Source organism: Psychrobacillus sp. NPDC058041, assembly GCF_042885655.1.
GTDB lineage: Bacteria > Bacillota > Bacilli > Bacillales_A > Planococcaceae > Psychrobacillus.
Genome location: NZ_JBHVRO010000002.1, coordinates 183,414 through 201,519 on the forward strand (window position 1 = coordinate 183,414; position 18,106 = coordinate 201,519).

Annotated in this window: 20 protein-coding genes; 13 read left to right on the forward strand and 7 right to left on the reverse strand. The window is 33.3% G+C overall.

The genetic code is table 11. The features are described from left to right. Positions 1–9 precede the first annotated feature (9 nt). Together ACFVR1_RS03410 and ACFVR1_RS03415 are read right to left on the reverse strand one after the other, a co-directional pair. Positions 10–603, reverse strand: coding sequence for a replication-relaxation family protein (locus ACFVR1_RS03410; protein WP_387580378.1), 594 nt, complete (start codon positions 601–603; stop codon positions 10–12). After that, positions 542–1,840: an FtsK/SpoIIIE domain-containing protein gene (locus tag ACFVR1_RS03415; RefSeq protein WP_387580380.1), complete on the reverse strand. Its 1,299-nt coding sequence runs from the start codon at positions 1,838–1,840 to the stop codon at positions 542–544. The genes ACFVR1_RS03410 and ACFVR1_RS03415 overlap by 62 nt, the downstream gene beginning before the upstream one ends. 264 nt (positions 1,841–2,104) lie before the next feature. Here ACFVR1_RS03415 and ACFVR1_RS03420 point away from each other — a divergent pair, with 264 nt between their 5' ends. The 12 genes from ACFVR1_RS03420 to ACFVR1_RS03475 all read left to right on the forward strand — a co-directional run bounded on the left by ACFVR1_RS03420 (position 2,105) and on the right by ACFVR1_RS03475 (position 9,937). Continuing rightward, positions 2,105–2,326 carry a helix-turn-helix domain-containing protein gene (locus ACFVR1_RS03420; RefSeq protein ID WP_387580382.1) on the forward strand — a complete coding sequence of 74 codons (222 nt, stop codon included), beginning with the start codon at positions 2,105–2,107 and terminating at the stop codon, positions 2,324–2,326. A 103-nt stretch (positions 2,327–2,429) separates the two neighbouring features. Beyond that, the gene (locus ACFVR1_RS03425; RefSeq protein WP_387580384.1) at positions 2,430–2,864 is read left to right on the forward strand and encodes a hypothetical protein; all 435 of its coding nucleotides are present in this window, start codon (positions 2,430–2,432) and stop codon (positions 2,862–2,864) included. Between the two features lie 283 nt (positions 2,865–3,147). Continuing rightward, positions 3,148–3,582, forward strand: coding sequence for an HNH endonuclease (locus ACFVR1_RS03430; RefSeq protein ID WP_387580386.1), 435 nt, complete (start codon positions 3,148–3,150; stop codon positions 3,580–3,582). A 191-nt stretch (positions 3,583–3,773) separates the two neighbouring features. Beyond that, positions 3,774–3,995: a transcriptional regulator gene (locus ACFVR1_RS03435; RefSeq protein WP_387580387.1), complete on the forward strand. Its 222-nt coding sequence runs from the start codon at positions 3,774–3,776 to the stop codon at positions 3,993–3,995. Next, complete coding sequence (locus ACFVR1_RS03440) at positions 3,995–4,198, forward strand: LexA family protein (RefSeq protein ID WP_387580389.1); 204 nt, start codon at positions 3,995–3,997, stop codon at positions 4,196–4,198. The genes ACFVR1_RS03435 and ACFVR1_RS03440 overlap by 1 nt, the downstream gene beginning before the upstream one ends. Then, positions 4,195–5,457, forward strand: coding sequence for a Y-family DNA polymerase (locus tag ACFVR1_RS03445; protein ID WP_387580391.1), 1,263 nt, complete (start codon positions 4,195–4,197; stop codon positions 5,455–5,457). The genes ACFVR1_RS03440 and ACFVR1_RS03445 overlap by 4 nt, the downstream gene beginning before the upstream one ends. 10 nt (positions 5,458–5,467) lie before the next feature. Continuing rightward, positions 5,468–5,797, forward strand: a complete 330-nt coding sequence (locus ACFVR1_RS03450; RefSeq protein WP_387580393.1) for a YolD-like family protein — start codon at positions 5,468–5,470, stop codon at positions 5,795–5,797. 19 nt (positions 5,798–5,816) lie between these two features. Next, the gene (locus ACFVR1_RS03455) at positions 5,817–5,990 is read left to right on the forward strand and encodes a hypothetical protein (protein ID WP_387580395.1); all 174 of its coding nucleotides are present in this window, start codon (positions 5,817–5,819) and stop codon (positions 5,988–5,990) included. A 1,270-nt stretch (positions 5,991–7,260) separates the two neighbouring features. Further along, positions 7,261–8,040 (forward strand): carbon-nitrogen family hydrolase, encoded by a 780-nt coding sequence (locus ACFVR1_RS03460; protein ID WP_387580398.1) that lies wholly within the window; start codon positions 7,261–7,263, stop codon positions 8,038–8,040. 27 nt (positions 8,041–8,067) lie between these two features. Then, a complete protein-coding gene (locus tag ACFVR1_RS03465) occupies positions 8,068–8,544 on the forward strand; it encodes a PaaI family thioesterase (RefSeq protein ID WP_387580400.1) in 477 nt (158 codons plus the stop codon). A gap of 415 nt (positions 8,545–8,959) precedes the next feature. Then, the gene (locus ACFVR1_RS03470; RefSeq protein ID WP_387580403.1) at positions 8,960–9,196 is read left to right on the forward strand and encodes a hypothetical protein; all 237 of its coding nucleotides are present in this window, start codon (positions 8,960–8,962) and stop codon (positions 9,194–9,196) included. Between the two features lie 144 nt (positions 9,197–9,340). Continuing rightward, positions 9,341–9,937 (forward strand): YitT family protein, encoded by a 597-nt coding sequence (locus ACFVR1_RS03475; protein WP_387580405.1) that lies wholly within the window; start codon positions 9,341–9,343, stop codon positions 9,935–9,937. A gap of 49 nt (positions 9,938–9,986) precedes the next feature. Here ACFVR1_RS03475 and ACFVR1_RS03480 read toward each other — a convergent pair whose 3' ends face one another. The 4 genes from ACFVR1_RS03480 to ACFVR1_RS03495 all read right to left on the reverse strand — a co-directional run bounded on the left by ACFVR1_RS03480 (position 9,987) and on the right by ACFVR1_RS03495 (position 13,596). Next, positions 9,987–11,249 carry an MFS transporter gene (locus ACFVR1_RS03480; RefSeq protein ID WP_387580407.1) on the reverse strand — a complete coding sequence of 421 codons (1,263 nt, stop codon included), beginning with the start codon at positions 11,247–11,249 and terminating at the stop codon, positions 9,987–9,989. Between the two features lie 399 nt (positions 11,250–11,648). Continuing rightward, positions 11,649–12,200 (reverse strand): 2'-5' RNA ligase family protein, encoded by a 552-nt coding sequence (locus ACFVR1_RS03485; protein WP_387580410.1) that lies wholly within the window; start codon positions 12,198–12,200, stop codon positions 11,649–11,651. Positions 12,201–12,446: 246 nt separating this feature from the next. Then, a complete protein-coding gene (locus ACFVR1_RS03490; protein ID WP_387580412.1) occupies positions 12,447–12,719 on the reverse strand; it encodes a hypothetical protein in 273 nt (90 codons plus the stop codon). Then, positions 12,709–13,596, reverse strand: a complete 888-nt coding sequence (locus tag ACFVR1_RS03495; RefSeq protein WP_387580414.1) for a TetR/AcrR family transcriptional regulator — start codon at positions 13,594–13,596, stop codon at positions 12,709–12,711. Before ACFVR1_RS03495 ends, ACFVR1_RS03490 begins: the two co-directional genes overlap by 11 nt. Before the next feature lie 184 nt (positions 13,597–13,780). On the opposite strand from ACFVR1_RS03495, the gene ACFVR1_RS03500 reads away from it, so the two are divergent. Beyond that, the gene (locus ACFVR1_RS03500; RefSeq protein WP_387580417.1) at positions 13,781–15,250 is read left to right on the forward strand and encodes an MDR family MFS transporter; all 1,470 of its coding nucleotides are present in this window, start codon (positions 13,781–13,783) and stop codon (positions 15,248–15,250) included. A 611-nt stretch (positions 15,251–15,861) separates the two neighbouring features. Here ACFVR1_RS03500 and pepF read toward each other — a convergent pair. After that, positions 15,862–17,673, reverse strand: coding sequence for an oligoendopeptidase F (gene pepF / locus ACFVR1_RS03505; RefSeq protein WP_387580419.1), 1,812 nt, complete (start codon positions 17,671–17,673; stop codon positions 15,862–15,864). Between the last annotated feature and the right edge of the window lie 433 nt (positions 17,674–18,106).

An 18,106-nucleotide genomic window follows, 5' to 3' on the forward strand; every position in this document is an offset into this window, starting at 1 on the left:
TTCCTCCCTCTATTTAATGTCGTCAATTGTATAAATCTTCGTCTTTAAACCCTCACAAGCCTTTTCTAATTGCTTCCTACGGTGTTCTGTCTTAGTTACCCATACAAGTGTTGGATAATATCCATATTGTTTCACAAGGCTTTCTAGAAGGTTTTTGTAACGGATTATTTTCGCTCGATTTTCTTTCATTGTTTGCAAGTTATCTACTTCCAAGAAGTGTTGAAATCCATTTCGTGTAAACATTGCATCGACAATGATAGTAGCTTTACCGTCTGACATTTTGATCTCATTCTTCCAGTCTTTTGGACATTTATAGAAAAGCCAAAATTGATTTCGCATCACGGTGTGCTGCACATGATTTCCTTTCTTTCTTACCTTGTCACAATCCACGTAATCACGCCCGACCTTAGATAGATAATAGATAGTTTGATAGCCGTCACGAATGTTCATAAGATGCTCTGATAAGTTCTGCAAAACATAATTCACATTACGAACCGTGCCTAACTTAAAGTATTGATTAAGTTGATCTCGTGTCATGAAATCAAACTTCTTTAAAAGTAATAATATCTGTTCTTCTCGTTGACTTAATTGTTTCACTATCACGATTTACCTCCTTCTTTTGAATGTGTGGAAGGATAGTAGAGTGAATGATTTCGGGTGTAATTAATGGAGTTTGTAGAACTTCACGTTTATCTGCTGTCTGATAGATGGCTCTACCTCTAATCTGTGGAAGGCTTTCGGCTCCTACTTCATCTAATACAACCCTTGAAGCTGTTGCCGATTGTACTCTAAAGGATAGCTTTGCATCGGAATTCTGTTTTACTTGTCGCGGTATAACGTCACCAGTCGGGTATTGAGTTGCTACAATTAATCTAAACCCTAATCCAGCACCTAAACGGGCAATTTGTGACATGTAAGTTTGGCATTGTTGCTTCAATTTCTTTTCTTCTAAAGTAACTGCTTCAAGCGGATTTAATTCCCCAACTTCATCCACAATTACAAAGTAACGTTCCTTGATATTTGCTTCCTGCACGTTTTTCTTACCTAATAACCTTACTTTCCTTTGTATTTCTCTCATTTGATGATAAGCATTTTCTAAAGTCTTTAACGCTTCTTCTGGCTCGTATGCAAAAGAAATAGTTTGTTTTATTTTTTCATAATCACAAAGCTCAATTCCTCCCTTTAAGTCAATTTGAAAGAAACGGACGTTATCAGGTTCACTTAATAGCAAACTGTTAATTATAACGTTTATTTCGTTGCTTTTACCGTACCTTGTAGCGCCACCTAAAACTAAATGAGGGATTTTTTCGAAGTCATGATATTTAAATTCATTATGCTTACGAGTAATACCAACAGGAACCTTCCAACCTTCACCGATAATAAAAGGCACTTCAGTAGGCAGTGGATTGTCATATACACGAATAATTAACAATCCATCGTAATCAAGTTCAATTTCTTTCGTTTCCGTTAGCTTTTTCTTCCACAGTTCTTTCAGTTGCAGAATGATATTTTTGTCAAAATAAAGCTTCTTTAAATCAGCAAATACAATTCGTTTTCTTCTATTATTTATTCCATCTTGTAAAACATCCATTTTGTTTAAATAATCATTGAAGCTACGTCCAAGCGGAATGCGATATTTATATTCCCAGCCCCAGTCATTCTGTTTCTTTCGAATTAATTGAGTTGTAAGCGTATCTTTACCATCCTTTACATTTAATCCGCTCAGCGAGATAATTCGCTGTATTTTTCCACTTTCATTAGTCGAGAGCCCTTGCTTTTTAACGAAGGCTTTTAAAGCAATTCCACCCATAAAAGTTGTAGTCAGAATTTCAAATATCAATTTACATCTCCTCCTTGAATTGGAATCGCCACGCCACTGGGTTCTCTTACGTAGTAAGAGTTGCAGTAATCGGGAAAATAAAAATCGTTACCAAATGTTAGATATTAAAGGGATTTGTTATTTCCAAGTAGAATGAATGAGGTAGAGATTAAAAATGAAATCAATCAGGAAAGTTATCTAGTTACATAGTATTACAGTGGTTGTAAAAATATGTCTTGTCCTTCAAAATATTTTTACATTCATTGTAACAATGGAGGTATTTAAGTGGTTCGTGAAATAGAGATTAAATTACAACGATTGTTATTAGATCACAAAATGACTTATCAAGAATTATCTAAATTAACTGGGCTATCCACACGAGCTATCTCTGATATGGTAAACAACAAGCAAGAAAGAATATCAAAGGAAGCGATATGCAAAATTGCGGATGTTTTTGAGGTAAAGGATATACGTGAGATAATTGATTTTAAAATGGAAAGCAAATAATGCCTGTCCATTTATAAAAAAAGGAGATTTGATATTTAACATCGAATTTGAAGAGATGGTGGAATAATACATTCTTCATTTCTTCAAATTGGGGTGCATTCTAATGACTATTATCAAAAATGAGTTAGCTGAATGGCTAACTAGCCTATGCGGTACGGATAAAGAATGTGAACAAGATATTAGGTTATTCCTTCGACAGGATAAAACCGTGATTAAAGAAATAAAAATTGAATTTGAAAAAGGTAATATCCAGTTTGTTCAAAGAATAATTACAAAATATTTATCTGAAAGCAATAAAATTATTCGAACATGTAAAGCGTGTGATAAAAAACATTTTATTTCGATTGATGAACTTGAAGGAATGAAGTGTAAAAAATGCAATGAAACGCTTCTTAAAAGAGCAATAGTTGAAGGTAATTCTAAAAAAACAAAAGATAGTGTAAGAAAATGTTTATATTGCAGTAATCCGGTTTCGCCATTGGAAAATGCAATAACTTGTTTTTATCACAGAGATGTTAGCTTTAGTCTTTATGAATAATTTTTTCAAAAAAAATAAGATAAACTTAATTTGAAATTAACTTCAACTTAGGCCAATAAAGCGTCGTAAGAAAAAATAGAAAATCTACCGAGAACGTCTACCCGGCCGTTCTTTTTTATATGCAATGAAAGTAGGTGATGTTATGTGTTAATCGTTACAAATTTTAACCGTAAGAAAACGCAGCATAAGCTAGCATTATTTTATTATTTTTTTACAATAGAGGAGACTCCGATTTAATGTAGAATTGATTAGTAAGAACTATTACTGATTGGAGTATCCCTTTATGAAATTAACAATTGAGTTGGTACCCTCTACTTCTTGGTATAAGAATTTAAGAGATAAATATACACCGTCTGCATGGCAATCAATTGCGAAAGAAGTCCAAAAGAAGGCAAACTTTACTTGTGAAATATGCGGGAGGAAGAAGCCGGAACAACTGAAACGTCTATATTGCCATGAGGTTTGGGCTTATGACGATAAAACTAATACTCAAACATTAGTTGGATTACAATGTCTATGCTTTAGTTGCCATCTAGTAAAACACTTGGGTTATTCACAAATCACAGATGGAATTGATTACGATTCAGTTGTAGAACATTTTTTAACAGTGAATAATTGTACAGAAGAAGAATTTATGGAGGTACAAGAAGAAGCATTTAGAGTATGGAAAGAGCGTAGTGAAATTGAATGGATAATTGATTTTGGAAAATGGGATTAAGCATCTTTGGAACAGGAGACGCAGCATGAGCTAAAGTAATTTTTTTTGTTAATACCAATTTTATATCATGTAACAAGCCCGACCCACTTAAATTGTGGGTGGGGCTTTTTTTATTTGTGCAAAAATAGAATAAATAACTTGTTGCATAAAAAACATATGTTCGCATATACTATAAAAAGGAGGGAACAAGTGTGCGTGTTTTGTTGGAGAAGTATTTCAGTCGTGGTCAAATTATTGAGTTAATGTATCTCTCAAAATCAGGTGAAGTCAGTAAAAGAAGAGTGAAGATAATTAAGATTCACCAGGAGTCATTCCAAGCCTATTGTTTCAGTAGGAATGCCAAACGAACATTTCTAATAGAGAATGTATTAGCACTTGTTCCTGTAAAGCATCGAGAAAGAGGCGTTATATAATGAATAAACGACAAAAGGAAATATTCGAGTTCATTAAAGCTTTTCTGACAGAACATAAATATTCACCTACTGTAAGAGAAATCGGTGAAGATGTTGGGTTGAAATCTTCTTCTACAGTTCATGGACATTTAGATAAAATGAGGGAAAAAGGTTTCATTAATTTTACTAACTCTCGTTCAAGAACGTTGCAGATTTTGCGATGAAAATCGACTATAGTGCATTTCCTGATCGCTCAATTGCTTGCATTGATATGATGAGCTTTTATGCTAGTTGCATGGCAGTATTGCATGATTTAGACCTACGAACAGTACCAATTGCAGTTGTAGGAAATTTAGAACAAAAAGGGTCCGTGGTATTAGCAGCAAGTCCAGCTATGAAAAAACGATTTCGAGTTAAAACCGGTACTCGATTATTTGAAATACCACAACATCCGGAAATCCGATTGTTTGAACCAAAAATGAAATACTTTCTTGATATGTCGATGGCAGTAACTAATATTCTTAGTAAGTATGTGCCGAATGAAGCGGTACATGTGTATAGTGTTGATGAATCGTTTATTGATCTCACTGGTACCGAAAAACTGTGGGGTCCTCCAGAACAAACGATTAAAGAAATTCAAAAAGAAATTTTAGATACTCTGCAGCTACACTCAACTGCGGGCATGGGGCCAAATATGTTAATGTCAAAGCTTGCATTAGATTTAGAAGCAAAGAAAACAGGATTCTCTAAATGGACTTATGAAGATGTTCAAACAAAATTATGGCCAGTTTCTCCATTAAGTGAAATGTGGGGCATCGGTTCGCAGAACGAAAAGACATTAAACGATATGGGAATATTTAAAGTTGGAGACATAGCAAATACTCCACTTGAATTACTTGAAGCTAAATTTGGTGTAATGGGAAATCAATTATATCACCATGCTTGGGGTATTGATTTGTCTGAATTAGGAGCGCCTATCATTTCAAAGCAAATTAGTTACGGAAAAAGCCAAATATTAATGCGAGACTACAACAAAGTCGAGGAAGTGAAGGCTGTCATTCTTGAAATGTGTGAAGATGTTGCAAAACGTGCAAGAGATTCATTTCAAGCTGGACGAACGATCTCACTCGGATTAGGATACAGTAGAAACGCCTTTGGAGGAGGATTTAACAGGTCTAGAACTATTCAGGAAGCAACGAACGACACCATGAAAATTTACAGAGTATGCTTAGATTTATTAAAAGAAAACTATGTGGAAAGACCAGTTCGCCAATTATCAGTAGCCATAACGAAATTAGAAAACGAGCATTCCATGCAGCTTAGTCTTTTCGAAAAACAAAAATGGAAGAAGCGACAACTCGCAACAGCTATGGATAATATTCGAAACAGATATGGATCCGCAGCATTATTAAGAGCCGTATCATACACACCTGCAGGAACCGCAGTTAAACGATCTAAAATGGTTGGTGGACATAAAGGCTAGGGGGGTTGTCTTGATAAAAGATCGAGGTACTAAGAAGTGGACAGCGATGATGTTGCCTGAGCATGTATCATTAATTAGAAAATATAACGAGGAACAAAAGAAAAATCCACGTCCACAACTGGATGAATGGGATCGCGATATCATTCAAGAGAATATTCAAATTGCTATGAGTAGAAATGTTGAGGTAGAAATAAAAACATGGAAAAATGGAGCTTTTATTTGTAGTGTTGGCAAAATAACGTGGATAGATTTAAAGAGGAGAGTGATTGAAATGGAAGACGTATTCCATTCATTTTGCCTTCGATTTGACGATATAGTAGACGTATCTGTATTGGAATAAAGTATAGAGGTGTATTAATATGGACGAAAAAGAACAAAAGTTGAAGGCAGCAGTTGAAGATTTATTTAAAGTGTTGCCTCGAGAGAAAGTATTGGATCTAATTCAACAATTAATTGAGATGCCAGATGAGGATATAAAAGAGTTGATTGAGTATGGACGATTACTAGATGAAAGAGAAACCACCAACCAGTGATATGGAAGGTGGTTTTTATTATTATATAGAAGAAACTATAATGAAAAATGAATTCAAAGTTAGATAAATAAAGATAAATTTTAAAAGTTTATACCCGTGACAGGGCAGAAGAGCTGCTTGGCATATATTTTGGTATGGACAGAAAAAAACGACCAACCTATTTGAAAGGTATGGCTGTTTTTAGTGTAACGGGTAATTGTTTGAGATTGATTAGGAGTGGGGATTTCAAACTCAAATGTGGTTGTTTTTTTCATTGGCAAATAAAATGTTCATGCTTTGTTCATGTTTATATTATAAAATAACCATTTCTGACGGTGGGAAAAATTTATAAACGTTGGTATAACGGCATTTATGACGCCGATTTTGTTGTGTTTTTTGTGTTATTTAATGGGCGGCATGATGTAATAACAAGAAAAACGTTTTTTGATTTATAACATCCGTATTAATTTCAAAAGCATCTCTAATTGAGATGCTTTTTTGCACTAATTCACTTACACATTCCTGTGTATACACCGCCATGTGTTGTTTTTATTAGCACTAAGCCCCAAAACCTGTTTTATCAAGGTTTTGAAGGCTATTAATACAACTATTTGTAGAGTATCTCGATTAACGGTTGTATGCCATCACAAAGATGATCCTAACATTACATTGAATTGGGATAACTTAGAGGCGCTTTGTATGGCTTTCCATCAACAACAAAACTTAAATACTAGTATTTGTATGGAATGATTGAAGTTTGATAGTAAATGGAAATCTAATTCAAATAAATTAAAATCATATCCCCCAGGACCTTTCTTTTCCTCTCTATGGTATTTCATATAAGGAAAATGGTTACTAAAAGTAAGCGAATATAAAAAATAGGTGACTACATAACAACGACAATGAAGAAACCAACCATTTCAGCTGATATGAGGAAACTTAAAATATTATTGAAAGATGTACCAGAAGATAGGCAACCGATAGCGCAAGGGCTATTTTTTGTTGGAGTTAATGACATTTCGTCCGTTCCTTTTATTATACAAAAAACAGCACCTCTAATATAGAGATGCTGCATACATATTAATATAATTACCCTTGCCCAGTTATTGAATACCATTTGAATACCAAACACTTAGTATTCATTAGTATATATTTTGTTATTAATTTTTCTAATCGTTGATTTAAAGCTATTTTGAATTCAGTTGATACAAAGTATTTTTGTCTGTAATAGTTGCATAGATTAGACAAATCTTATAATCTTTTTAGTAATATGTCTATAGGTGGTGGCGAAATGAAAGTTGCATGCGTTCAATTAGATATTGCGTTTGGTAAGCCAAAAGAAAATTTTCACAAGGTAGAAGGAAAAATTAGAGAAGCTGCTTCGTTAGGTGCAAAAATAGTAGTATTACCTGAAATGTGGAATACAGGTTATGATTTAACAAGATTAGATGAAATAGCGGATGTAGAAGGTAACGATACAAAAAAACTTTTTTCCCAGTTGTCGAAGGATCTTAAAATCTACATTGTAGGCGGTTCTGTATCAACTAAAAAAGGAGATAAGTTTTACAATACGATGTATGTTACGAGTGATTCAGGGGACATAATTTCTGAATATAATAAGGCTCATCTATTTAAATTAATGGATGAACATCTTTACTTGGAAGAAGGGAATCAAAAGAACTTATTTTCGATTGAAGGGATGGAAATGGGGGGAATCATTTGTTATGATTTACGCTTTCCAGAATGGACTAGAGTACATGTACTAGATGGAGCAAAAGTTTTATTTATTCCAGCTCAGTGGCCGGATAAACGAATTGATCATTGGAAAACTTTATTGCAAGCAAGAGCAATTGAAAATCAAATATTTATTGTTGCTGTTAACAGAGTTGGAAATGACCCAAACAATTCCTTTAACGGAAATTCTATGGTAATCGCACCTTGGGGAGAAGTTTTATGGGTAGGTGAAAATGAAGAAACTACTCATATTGTAGATCTAAATTTAAACGAAATAGAGGAAGTAAGAAATAGAATACCTGTTTTTCTCGATAGAAGAGAAGTATTATATAAATAATCAAACAAACAAGGGGGAGTATGCTTGATGGAAGAAAATATTCGTGCGATTCAAGATGAGTATCCAGATGATTTTGCATGGTGTTACGGATGTGGAAGATTGAACGAAAATGGTTATCTTTTTCGAACATACTGGAATGGAGAACAAACGGAAACAGTGTATAAACCGAGAGAAGAACATATCGCTATTCCTGGATTTGTATATGGTGGTCTGATTGGTGCACTAGTAGATTGCCATGGGACAGGATCGGCTTCGCTTGCACTACATCGTAAAAATGGATTTGAACCAGGGAGTGGAGAGACTCCACCTCGTTTTGTAACTGGTTCACTACATGTTGATTTCTTAAAACCGACTCCGCAAAACGTAGTTTTAAAAGCAATTGGAACTGTTGAAGAAATTCATCCAAAGAAATGGAAAGTGATAACAGAGGTTTTTGCTGGAGATATACTTTGTGCTAAAGGGGAAGTTATAGCAGTAGTAATGCCTGCAACATTTGCGCAATAATAATATATATTTTTATATTATTTGAATCACTTCATAAATAGCTAGTTTGACCAATATGCCGAACATTCAAGCTATGCAATAATTATATACTCTTATAATTATTGTTTTATTGAATTTTTATTGATTGGAGTGAAAGGCGGCTACTCCAGCGGGAAAAGGCTCGGCCACGCCCGCGGAACGCGTTCGCCTGAAACAGAAATCGACTGTAGCCCTGAAAAGGAAAAGTGAACTGTTAGTAAGAAATCGTTAAAAATATTCGAGTTTATACGTGAGCATTTGAATTATAGGATTTATTTGGCTACGTTAAATAACTTTGTTGATATTAGCTATTTGGTACCAATTTACGATACCTATCAATTATAGAGAACGTACAGTATTTTAATGATGACACTAAAAAGCTAGGGAGGACGTAAGTATGAACTTAACTCCAAAACAACGAACCGTGTTGCTATCATTATCCACTGAATGGATGACACCTACGCAAATTGCAGGGCGGCTTCCAGAAGAATGGGGAAATCTATCCTACGTAAATCAGACGCTTAAAGATTTAATGCTTGTTGGATTGGTGCAAGCTAATCCAGTTATGTTCGGTCTGTTTCGATTAACCACGAATGGCACGAACATTAAGGAGTTAGAATTGGGAGAGAATTAATGAAATCTCGACCACACACAAGGATAAAATTCATTTTATTCGATTTGGTCTAACATAGAAAATTATTTAAAGCACAGGATCAATTATTCCTGTGTTTTTTTCTTTCTAAAAACATATATATAAATTAGCAGGAAGGTGGGGAAAATGTATTTTAAGAAATCTCTGATTATTGTATTCGGAAGTATTTTGGTCGCTATTGGAATAAACTTCTTTTTAGTTCCATTTCATCTATTAGATGGTGGAGGAATTGGGTTAGGGTTAATAATTCATTATTTATTGGACGTAAAAGTGGGACTTGCAATTATATTTATAAGTGCACCAATATTTCTAATTGCTTGGGTGAATTATAGATCATTTTTTTATAATGGAATACATGGAATGCTGATTTCTTCCTTGATAATTGATTTTTTCTATCCTCTTCATAGATTAGGGGAGAAGATAGTACCAAATGGTGTAATTGGAGCATTATGTGGTGGCGTTTTAGTAGGATTAGGAATTGGTTTAATGCTACAATGGGATACTACTATATGTGGAACTGACTTATTAGCACAAATAGTCTCAAAGTTAGTGAAGGTGAATGCAGGCATATGTATTTTTTTTATAGATTTTTTCGTAGTCTTATTAGGGAGCATGATTGTCGATTCTGTTTCAATTTTTCATTCTAGTTTAACTGTAATAATGGTTGGTATAACAACTTCATTTATGGTGAGAAGACAGTACAAAACACCTATACATATCTAAAAGAGAGGAGCAGATATTTTCTACTACTCTCTTTTTCTAATAAACACTTTTAATCTACAACTACAGCTGGTGTTGGTTCAGGAACACGTGATAGTATTATTATTCCAATAACAAATAAAATAATTAAGCTGAAAACACCATAATTAGATTTTCCAGTTATTTGAGTAGTTAACGCAAGTAATAAAGGACCCATAATGGAAGCAAACTTACCAAAAATATTATAAAATCCGAAAAACTCATTCGAATTTTCTTTGGGAATTAGTTTGCCAAAATATGATCTGCTTAATGCTTGGATTCCACCCTGGGATGTAGCGACTAGCATTGCTAGAATCCAAAAATCTACAACTGTTTTTAAGAAGAATGCATATGAGCAAACTATAATATAAATAAATATTCCTACATAAAGCATTTTCTTCTCAGAAAATTTACCTGCAAGTTTGCCAAAAATGATAGAAAAAGGAGCAGCAACTACTTGAGTTACAAAAAGAATGATGAGTAGGTTGTTTGTATCTAATCCTAAATCTGTCCCATAAGCAGTAGACATATTAATAATTGTTCCTACTCCATCAATATAAAAAAAGTATGCTAGTAAAAATAGAAAAAGAGCTCGATATTTTTTAATTTCCTTAAATGTTTTTCCTAAACGCTTAAAGCTTTGAGTAATTTGATTTCCATCTCGTTCTATATAGTGTATTTGATGAACATTTTTTATCATTGGAATCGAAAATACAACCCACCATATTGCAGTAATCATAAATGAAATTCGACTTGCGGTTACACTTGAAATGGGAATTACTTCACTACTAGCAAGCAAAATGATAACAATACTTATTAAAAATGGAATAGTGCTACCGATATATCCTAGACTATAACCTCTTGAAGATACTTCATGCATTCGTTTATCGGTTGTTACATCAACGATAAAACCATCATAAAACACATTTGAACCTGTTGCCCCTAGTGCGGCAATGGTGTAACAAATTAATAAAAGCATCCAATTATCGAATGGTATGAAAGCAAGTAATCCAGTAAATACAACTCCGAGTATAAAGAAAAATGTGAAGAATTTCTTCTTCATTCCACGATAATCTGCAATTGATCCTAAAATTGGACCTAGCATCGCTAAAATAAACGTGAAGATTGCGATAGTATAACCTAAATATGCTGTTGAATTGGCAGCACTTACTCCTGCTGCAGTTGCGGATGACTTATAAAAGATAGGGAAAACAGCTGTAGTAATAATAATTGAATAGGCAGAAGAACCCCAATCATACATAACCCAGCTATTTTCTTGTTTTGTAAATTTACCCATGTTATTTTATTCCCCCCTTGTTAACTCATATTGTACATGAAAGCCATACATTTTGGTTAAATCTCCTTAAAAATTACTTAATTTTAACAATTAATTACTGCTAATTCTAATTCCATTTTTCGAATAAAAAACGGGCTAAAAGAAGAGGTCACTGAAAAAAGGCTATTTCTAAAACAAAAATTCTATCTCTTTTTAGCCCTTGTGAGGAGATAAGATCAAACTCGTGAAACATGATTTGCTTTGGGTATGGCTTGTGTTCATTGTGGAAGCATCCGTCTAAGTGAAATGGCAAATATCGTACTCAACAAAGCTATCTATGTTAGTTCAGCGGTAAAAAATCAAATTATAGAACAGTGGAAATGTTGAGAAGTGATAAGAAAAGACCTCATTTTTGTGAGGTCAATTGCTTAAAGAGATATCTAAATGTTTTTCATATCTTTGCTTTTCAATATTTAGTTTATAAACTCTAATAAAATTTACTTCAAAATCGGGAAATGGTGTCAATTCTTTATCTGCTAATCTCTCCATTTCTTTTAGTTCTTTTTTTGAGAGTCCAGTAGAAATGTTTCCGCCGTCCTGTTCTTTCCCTAGAGTTAAGTGAGGTACAAAGGTATCGAGTTCAAAATACTGTTTTATTAAGTCTTCTGATGGCGAAATCTCTTGTACTATTTTTTGATGCAATTCGTGTAAATTATTTGAGTTAACACTTAAATATAAAATGTTATCTCCAAAATACTTTGGCTTATCTAATGATACTTGAAAAGGCTTGAAATTCTCACATACTTTTTGTACCTTGTCTATCCACTTTTTATCTGGAGTTAATCCCCCTTGTGCTTTCAAAGTTATATGAGGTTCAACACCTAAGTGGTTAATCCATCTACTTTGAAAATGCTCAATTCGTTCTAAATATTCTTTTGGCGGGACAATCCCTATAAAATACTCTACTTTCATTCTTCTACACTCCTATTATTTTCAGTTTTAATAATTTTACTAGAAAATTCAAAACATACAAATGAAAAAAACCACCTAATAAAAGGTGGTTTGATTGAAGATATACTCGATAAAATTGAGTTATCTTAAATTCTATTAAAATTACCACTAATCCGATTTTGCAAAAGTGGAATGAGAAATAACTAAGATTTCAACTAACGCTATTCTCAGATGAATCACACTGAACGACTCCTGAACAGTATGTATTTATAGGTTAATCGCAACTTGTGATACTTCAAAAGCTAAATCCTCATTACCGAATAACTCAAGTATATGGAGTACTGTTTCGGTGTCTACTTGTAAAAAATCTTTTTCGGTTTCTTCCAAAATCCTTATAAGTATTTCATTCTCCACTTGATAGGGGTATGCATTTTTATATAAGGTTAGTGCATCAAGACCATGATTAATACACCACTGTGTAAATAACCGAATCATAATGTTTTCATCTTCTTGATATTGTTGAATTATTTTATCCTTCACTTCTCTTTACTCCCCATTCGTCTATAAGCTCCCAAAGATTGTGAATGATAGAAATTGTCTTTTGTTCTAAAGAGGAGCCATAAAATGCTTCTGAAAAAGCAGGAACAATTTTTTCTAAAAGAAAAGTTCTTGGTTTTTCTTTTGATAACTCTTCGAGAATAAACTCTATAGCTTGTTGTTCATTCTGCTGAAGATTATTCTTCTCATCTAAATAAAATGTCTCTAATTCATCCATAACTTGTTGTTTGGTAATAAGTGAATCCTCTGTTTTTATTTCGAAATTTGCTTTTAATAGAAGGGAATCATTTGTTTTAGCCATATCGTAAATAATAGATTCAATTCGTCTCAAGACAAATCGTATTAATTTTTCAAAAGAAATATCCTCTAGTTTTATCCATGGATGTTGTAATTGTTGAATCATCCCTAGTGTAAGTACTGCACAATCTATTGCCACATTCTTTGTTTTTTCACCGAATACATCCTCTAATCGTTTCGAAAGCCAATTTATTTCTTCTAAATAATTCTTTTTAATGAGGTCTCGGAGTTCTACATCTTGAGAATGAATAATTGATGCAAAAAGAGGGAATAAATTATATTCACGATATATATTCATCCGAATAGACATTTGTTCAATCAATATATTCACATTAGACATATTAGGTTGAGTATGTAAGTCTCTTCTCTTGATCAATGTTTCCTCTCTAGCATTTTCAATTATAGCAATGATACATTCTGTCTTTGACGTAAAATAATTATAAAAAGTACCTTTAGAGATTTTTGCTTCCTCGATAATATCGTGAACAGAAGTAGACCTAAAACCTTTTTCGATAAAGAGTCGTTGTGCTGCTAATAAAACATTTCGTTTTTTTGTATTCATATCATTTAATCACCTTTAGACTAGTAGTATAATTCATATATTAACTGGTATATCAATGTTTATCAAACTTTCTTTAATTAATATAAAATTTATATTTGCTTTTTTTGAACTATGAGTATAAAATAGTCAAAGTGTTATAAAACAGGGTTAAAAAGAAGCTTAATATAGTAGGAGGAACCAATTAATGAAAGAAATGCAACACAAGCCACCGTATGCAATGATTGCAATCCTTTTTGTAGGGGCATTCATTGCGTTTTTGAATAATACGCTACTAAATGTAGCATTACCTACAATAATGAGAGAATTCGATGTGAAGCCATCCGTTGTACAATGGCTGACTACAGGATATATGCTAATAAACGGAATCCTAATTCCAGCTAGTGCATTTTTTGTTCAAAAATTCACGAATAGAAAATTATTTATCACGGCTATGGTCTTTTTTACAGCAGGTACAATATTAGCTGCAGCAGCACCAGCATTTGGATTTTTAATCTTAGCAAGAATGATTCAAGCAGTTGGATCTGCAATGATGATGCCATTATTGATGAATGTTATGTTAACTGCTTTCCCAATTGAACGTCGTGGAGCAGCAATGGGTATGTTCGGATTAGTAATGATATTAGCACCAGCCATTGGCCCAACATTATCAGGATTTATTTTAGAACATTACGAATGGAGAGCTTTATTTGAGCTTATTTTACCATTTGCAGTAATTGTTTTATTATTAGCAATATTTAAGTTGCGAAATATTACTCCTAATCGAGATGTAAAACTAGAAGTATTTTCACTTGTTTTATCAAGTATTGGATTTGGTTCACTTCTTTATGGATTTAGTACTGCAGGAGATAAAGGTTGGGATGCCCCAATCGTATATGGAACAATTATTATTGGATTTATCTCAATCATCCTTTTCGTATGGAGACAATTAAAAGTTGAAGAGCCTTTGCTGAATGTAAGAATTTACAAACACCCAATGTTCGCGTTGTCTTCTGTCATTTCAATTGTTGTATCAGCAGCAATGTTCTCAGGAATGATTTTAACTCCACTATATGTGCAAACAATTAGAGGCATTTCACCATTCCATTCAGGATTATTAATGCTTCCAGGAGCAATTGCTATGGGAATTATGTCACCAATAACAGGTAAACTTTTTGATAAGTATGGCGCACGAATTTTAGCGATTATTGGTCTGACAATTACTACAATTGGAACTTATTTGATGAGTAATTTAGGAATGGAGTCAAGTTATTACTATATTATGTTCATTTATACAATTCGTATGTTAGGTATGTCAATGGTAATGATGCCAATTATGACGAACGGATTAAATCAATTACCTATGAAAATGAATCCGCATGGTACCGCTACGAATAATACATTGCAACAAGTATCAGGAGCGATTGGTTCCGCTATTTTCTTAACGATTATGAACAACAAAATGGAATCAACTGCAAAAGTACTTGCAGCAGATGCAGCTAAAGCAGGGAATATGCCTACTAGCCCAGAAGGTCTTGCTCAATTTAAAATCGATCTTGGTATGAAGGCTATGTTAGAAGGGATAGAACACACTTTCCTTGTCGCTACTTTTGTGACAATCGTTGCTCTAGTTTTATCATTATTTGTAAAGAGAGTAAAAGTGGTAAAAGAAAGCTAAACCGGCGACGGTTTAGCTTTTTTTTAGAATTTATTAAGAAACTCAAATTCGCTACAAGATTACCATAAAAGAGGGAAATGGTACACATATTCATCCTTAAATTACTACTGCAGTAATATTGTAGCCCGATGTTTAGTCCAAAGCACTCAGGAGTGTATAGACAAAACTTTTTAGCTTTTTAGAGTATACAATTTTTGGGGGGATGACGTTTCCAGGGGGGGGGAGTGGCTGCTCCAATTAACAGTCCTAAGAAGGAAAGAACATACTTCGTCCAATTAATGAACTGGTACTTTCTTTTACTTATCCAAATGGCAAGCGGAATCAGATAAAAATAGGTAGTATCTGCTAATAAAGAAGTGAAGAGTTTCCGAAATGGTATCTTCGGAAGCTTTTAAAAGAGTAGAAGAGTATTTTTTCTCTAATTTTCCAAACTAAACGCATCGTGTCTACACAAACTCTAAGATGGCGACGTGTAAACATCCACCAAAAATGACTGAAAAAAATGAATCGTGAAGTGATGTGGTCACGTCACGATTCATTACTCTAACGGTATTTCGTCCAATGCACTTAGGAATTAGTGAGGACAAACTTAAAGGGCGCTTGTGCTTTTCTTACTTATTGTCAATTTCTTCTGTAAGTGTTATTAACTCATCAATTAAAGAACCAATATATACAATAGTATCTCTCAATGGTTTTTCAGTCGTTATATCCACTCCTGCCATTTTAGCAAGCTCTACCGGCGACTTTGTGCCACCAGCCTTTAATACTTCGGTCCACTCATCAACTGCAACTTGACCTTCTTCTAAAACACGTTTAGAAACCTGAGTAGAAATTGTTAAACCAGCACTATATGTGTATGGATATAGCCCCATATAATAGTGAGGCTGTCTCATCCAAGTTAATTCTGCACCTTCTGTAATTTCTACAGCATCTCCCCAAAACTCTTCTAATACACTTCGTTTATAGTCATTTAAAATATGAGCATTCAATGGAAGTCCTTGATCAACACGTTCATAAACTTTCCGTTGATATGCTGCTTCCAACAAATGTGTAACAAAGTTATGATAGTACGTTCTAGCAACTATTGAAGAAATAACCCATCTTTTAAATTTAGGATCATCAGAGTTTTCTAGTAAATGATTTGCAACAAGCATTTCATTCATTGTAGAAGGAGCTTCGATAAAGTATAAAGATGGTCGAGCATTAAATATATTTTGTTCCTTATTTGCGTGATAGAAGTGGCCAGCATGACCTAGTTCATGGGCTAGGACAAATACTTCATTCATTCTGCTTGACCAAGATATAAGGATATATGGATGGTTTCCATATGGACTAGAGCAGAATGCACCAGTCGATTTTCCGGTATTTTGAGCAAAGTCAATCCATCGTTCTTTATAAGAACGGTCGACCATCTCTAAATATTCCTCACCCATCACACCAAGAGCATCTACAATATATTTCTTAGATTCTTCTATAGTTATTTTCGGTTCATAGGAGGGGTCTAGTGATATTTTTAAATCTGCAAAAGTCATTTTGTCTAAACCATGTACTTGTTGAAGTAGTTTTGCATACTTGCGCATATGAGGCGCAAGTTCTTTCATGATTAAATCAATTTGACGATCATATAATGTACGGTCTACCTCTTGATTTAACAATAGATACTCGAATATTGAGTTATATCCTCTTAAATCTGAAGTTGTTTTCTCTATTTGTACATGCATATCATATGTTTTGGCTGTTGTATGTTGATATTCCTTTAGTTTAGTAGAAAAAGCTTTAAATGCAGCACGTCTAACTTCAGTGTCAGACTCAGCTTCCCAATCATTTTCAAACAATACGTAGCTTAGTGGGTAGGAAGTTTCGTTTACTTCAAAATTATTAAAGGATATGTCTAACATTTTCGTTGTGTCATATAATTTATAAGGGCCGTTAAATGTTGAAGAAAAAGCTGCAAGTGTTTTTTCCACTTCCGGATGTAATTGATACTGTTTTTTGATAAGAAGTTTTTGTAAATAATTTTGAAATGATGGGCTATCTTCAATTGCTTTTTGTAGAACCTCATTTGGTAGTTCCACTAACTCACTATTAATAAAAGACATCTTACTACTTACTTTTGCAGAAAGCGTTGCAAACTTACTGCTACGCAGTTGTGCTTCAGTATTCGTTTGGTCGGTACTCAGTGATAAATTAGCGTAAGTTCCACTTGGAACCAGTTTTTCGTAAATAGAAGAATACTCTTTTAATGCACCAATAATTATAGTTGGATTGTCGATTTTCCCTTTAAACTTTTCTTCAAAATCATTTACTTCTTGCTCAATTTCTAATAACAATGTACTAAAATCTTCTTCAGATTCAAACAAATCATTTAAATTCCATGTTTCTTCTAAAGGTACTTCGGATCTAATTGGTAAACTTTTAACCATTCTCATACTCTCCTTTTTATTACGGTTATCGAACTATCTTTTAGTATATCTTTAAATGACAGAAAAGTAAAAACAATCATTTTATAGATATTTTTCAAATAATTACATATTTTATTAGTGAGAATGATAGAAATATCCATTTTTGAATTTAGAAATTTTAAAAAAATATATATCGTAAGTCGTATATTTAGAGAAGCGAACTGTTACTATTCCTAGTAATATCAAGGACTTTAGTGATGAGTCTAAATACTTTTATTATTTAAAGTTAGAAATTTTTAAATTGAAAGAAAAATTAGTATAGACTGAATTTAAACTTTGTTTTACAATGAGATTGTTCTAACTAATAAGTTGATAGTTTCTGAAAAGCTTAAATACAAGAGAAATACAGTAGTATAACTTATATTTTCAGAACTATCAAAATAAAATGGGGGTA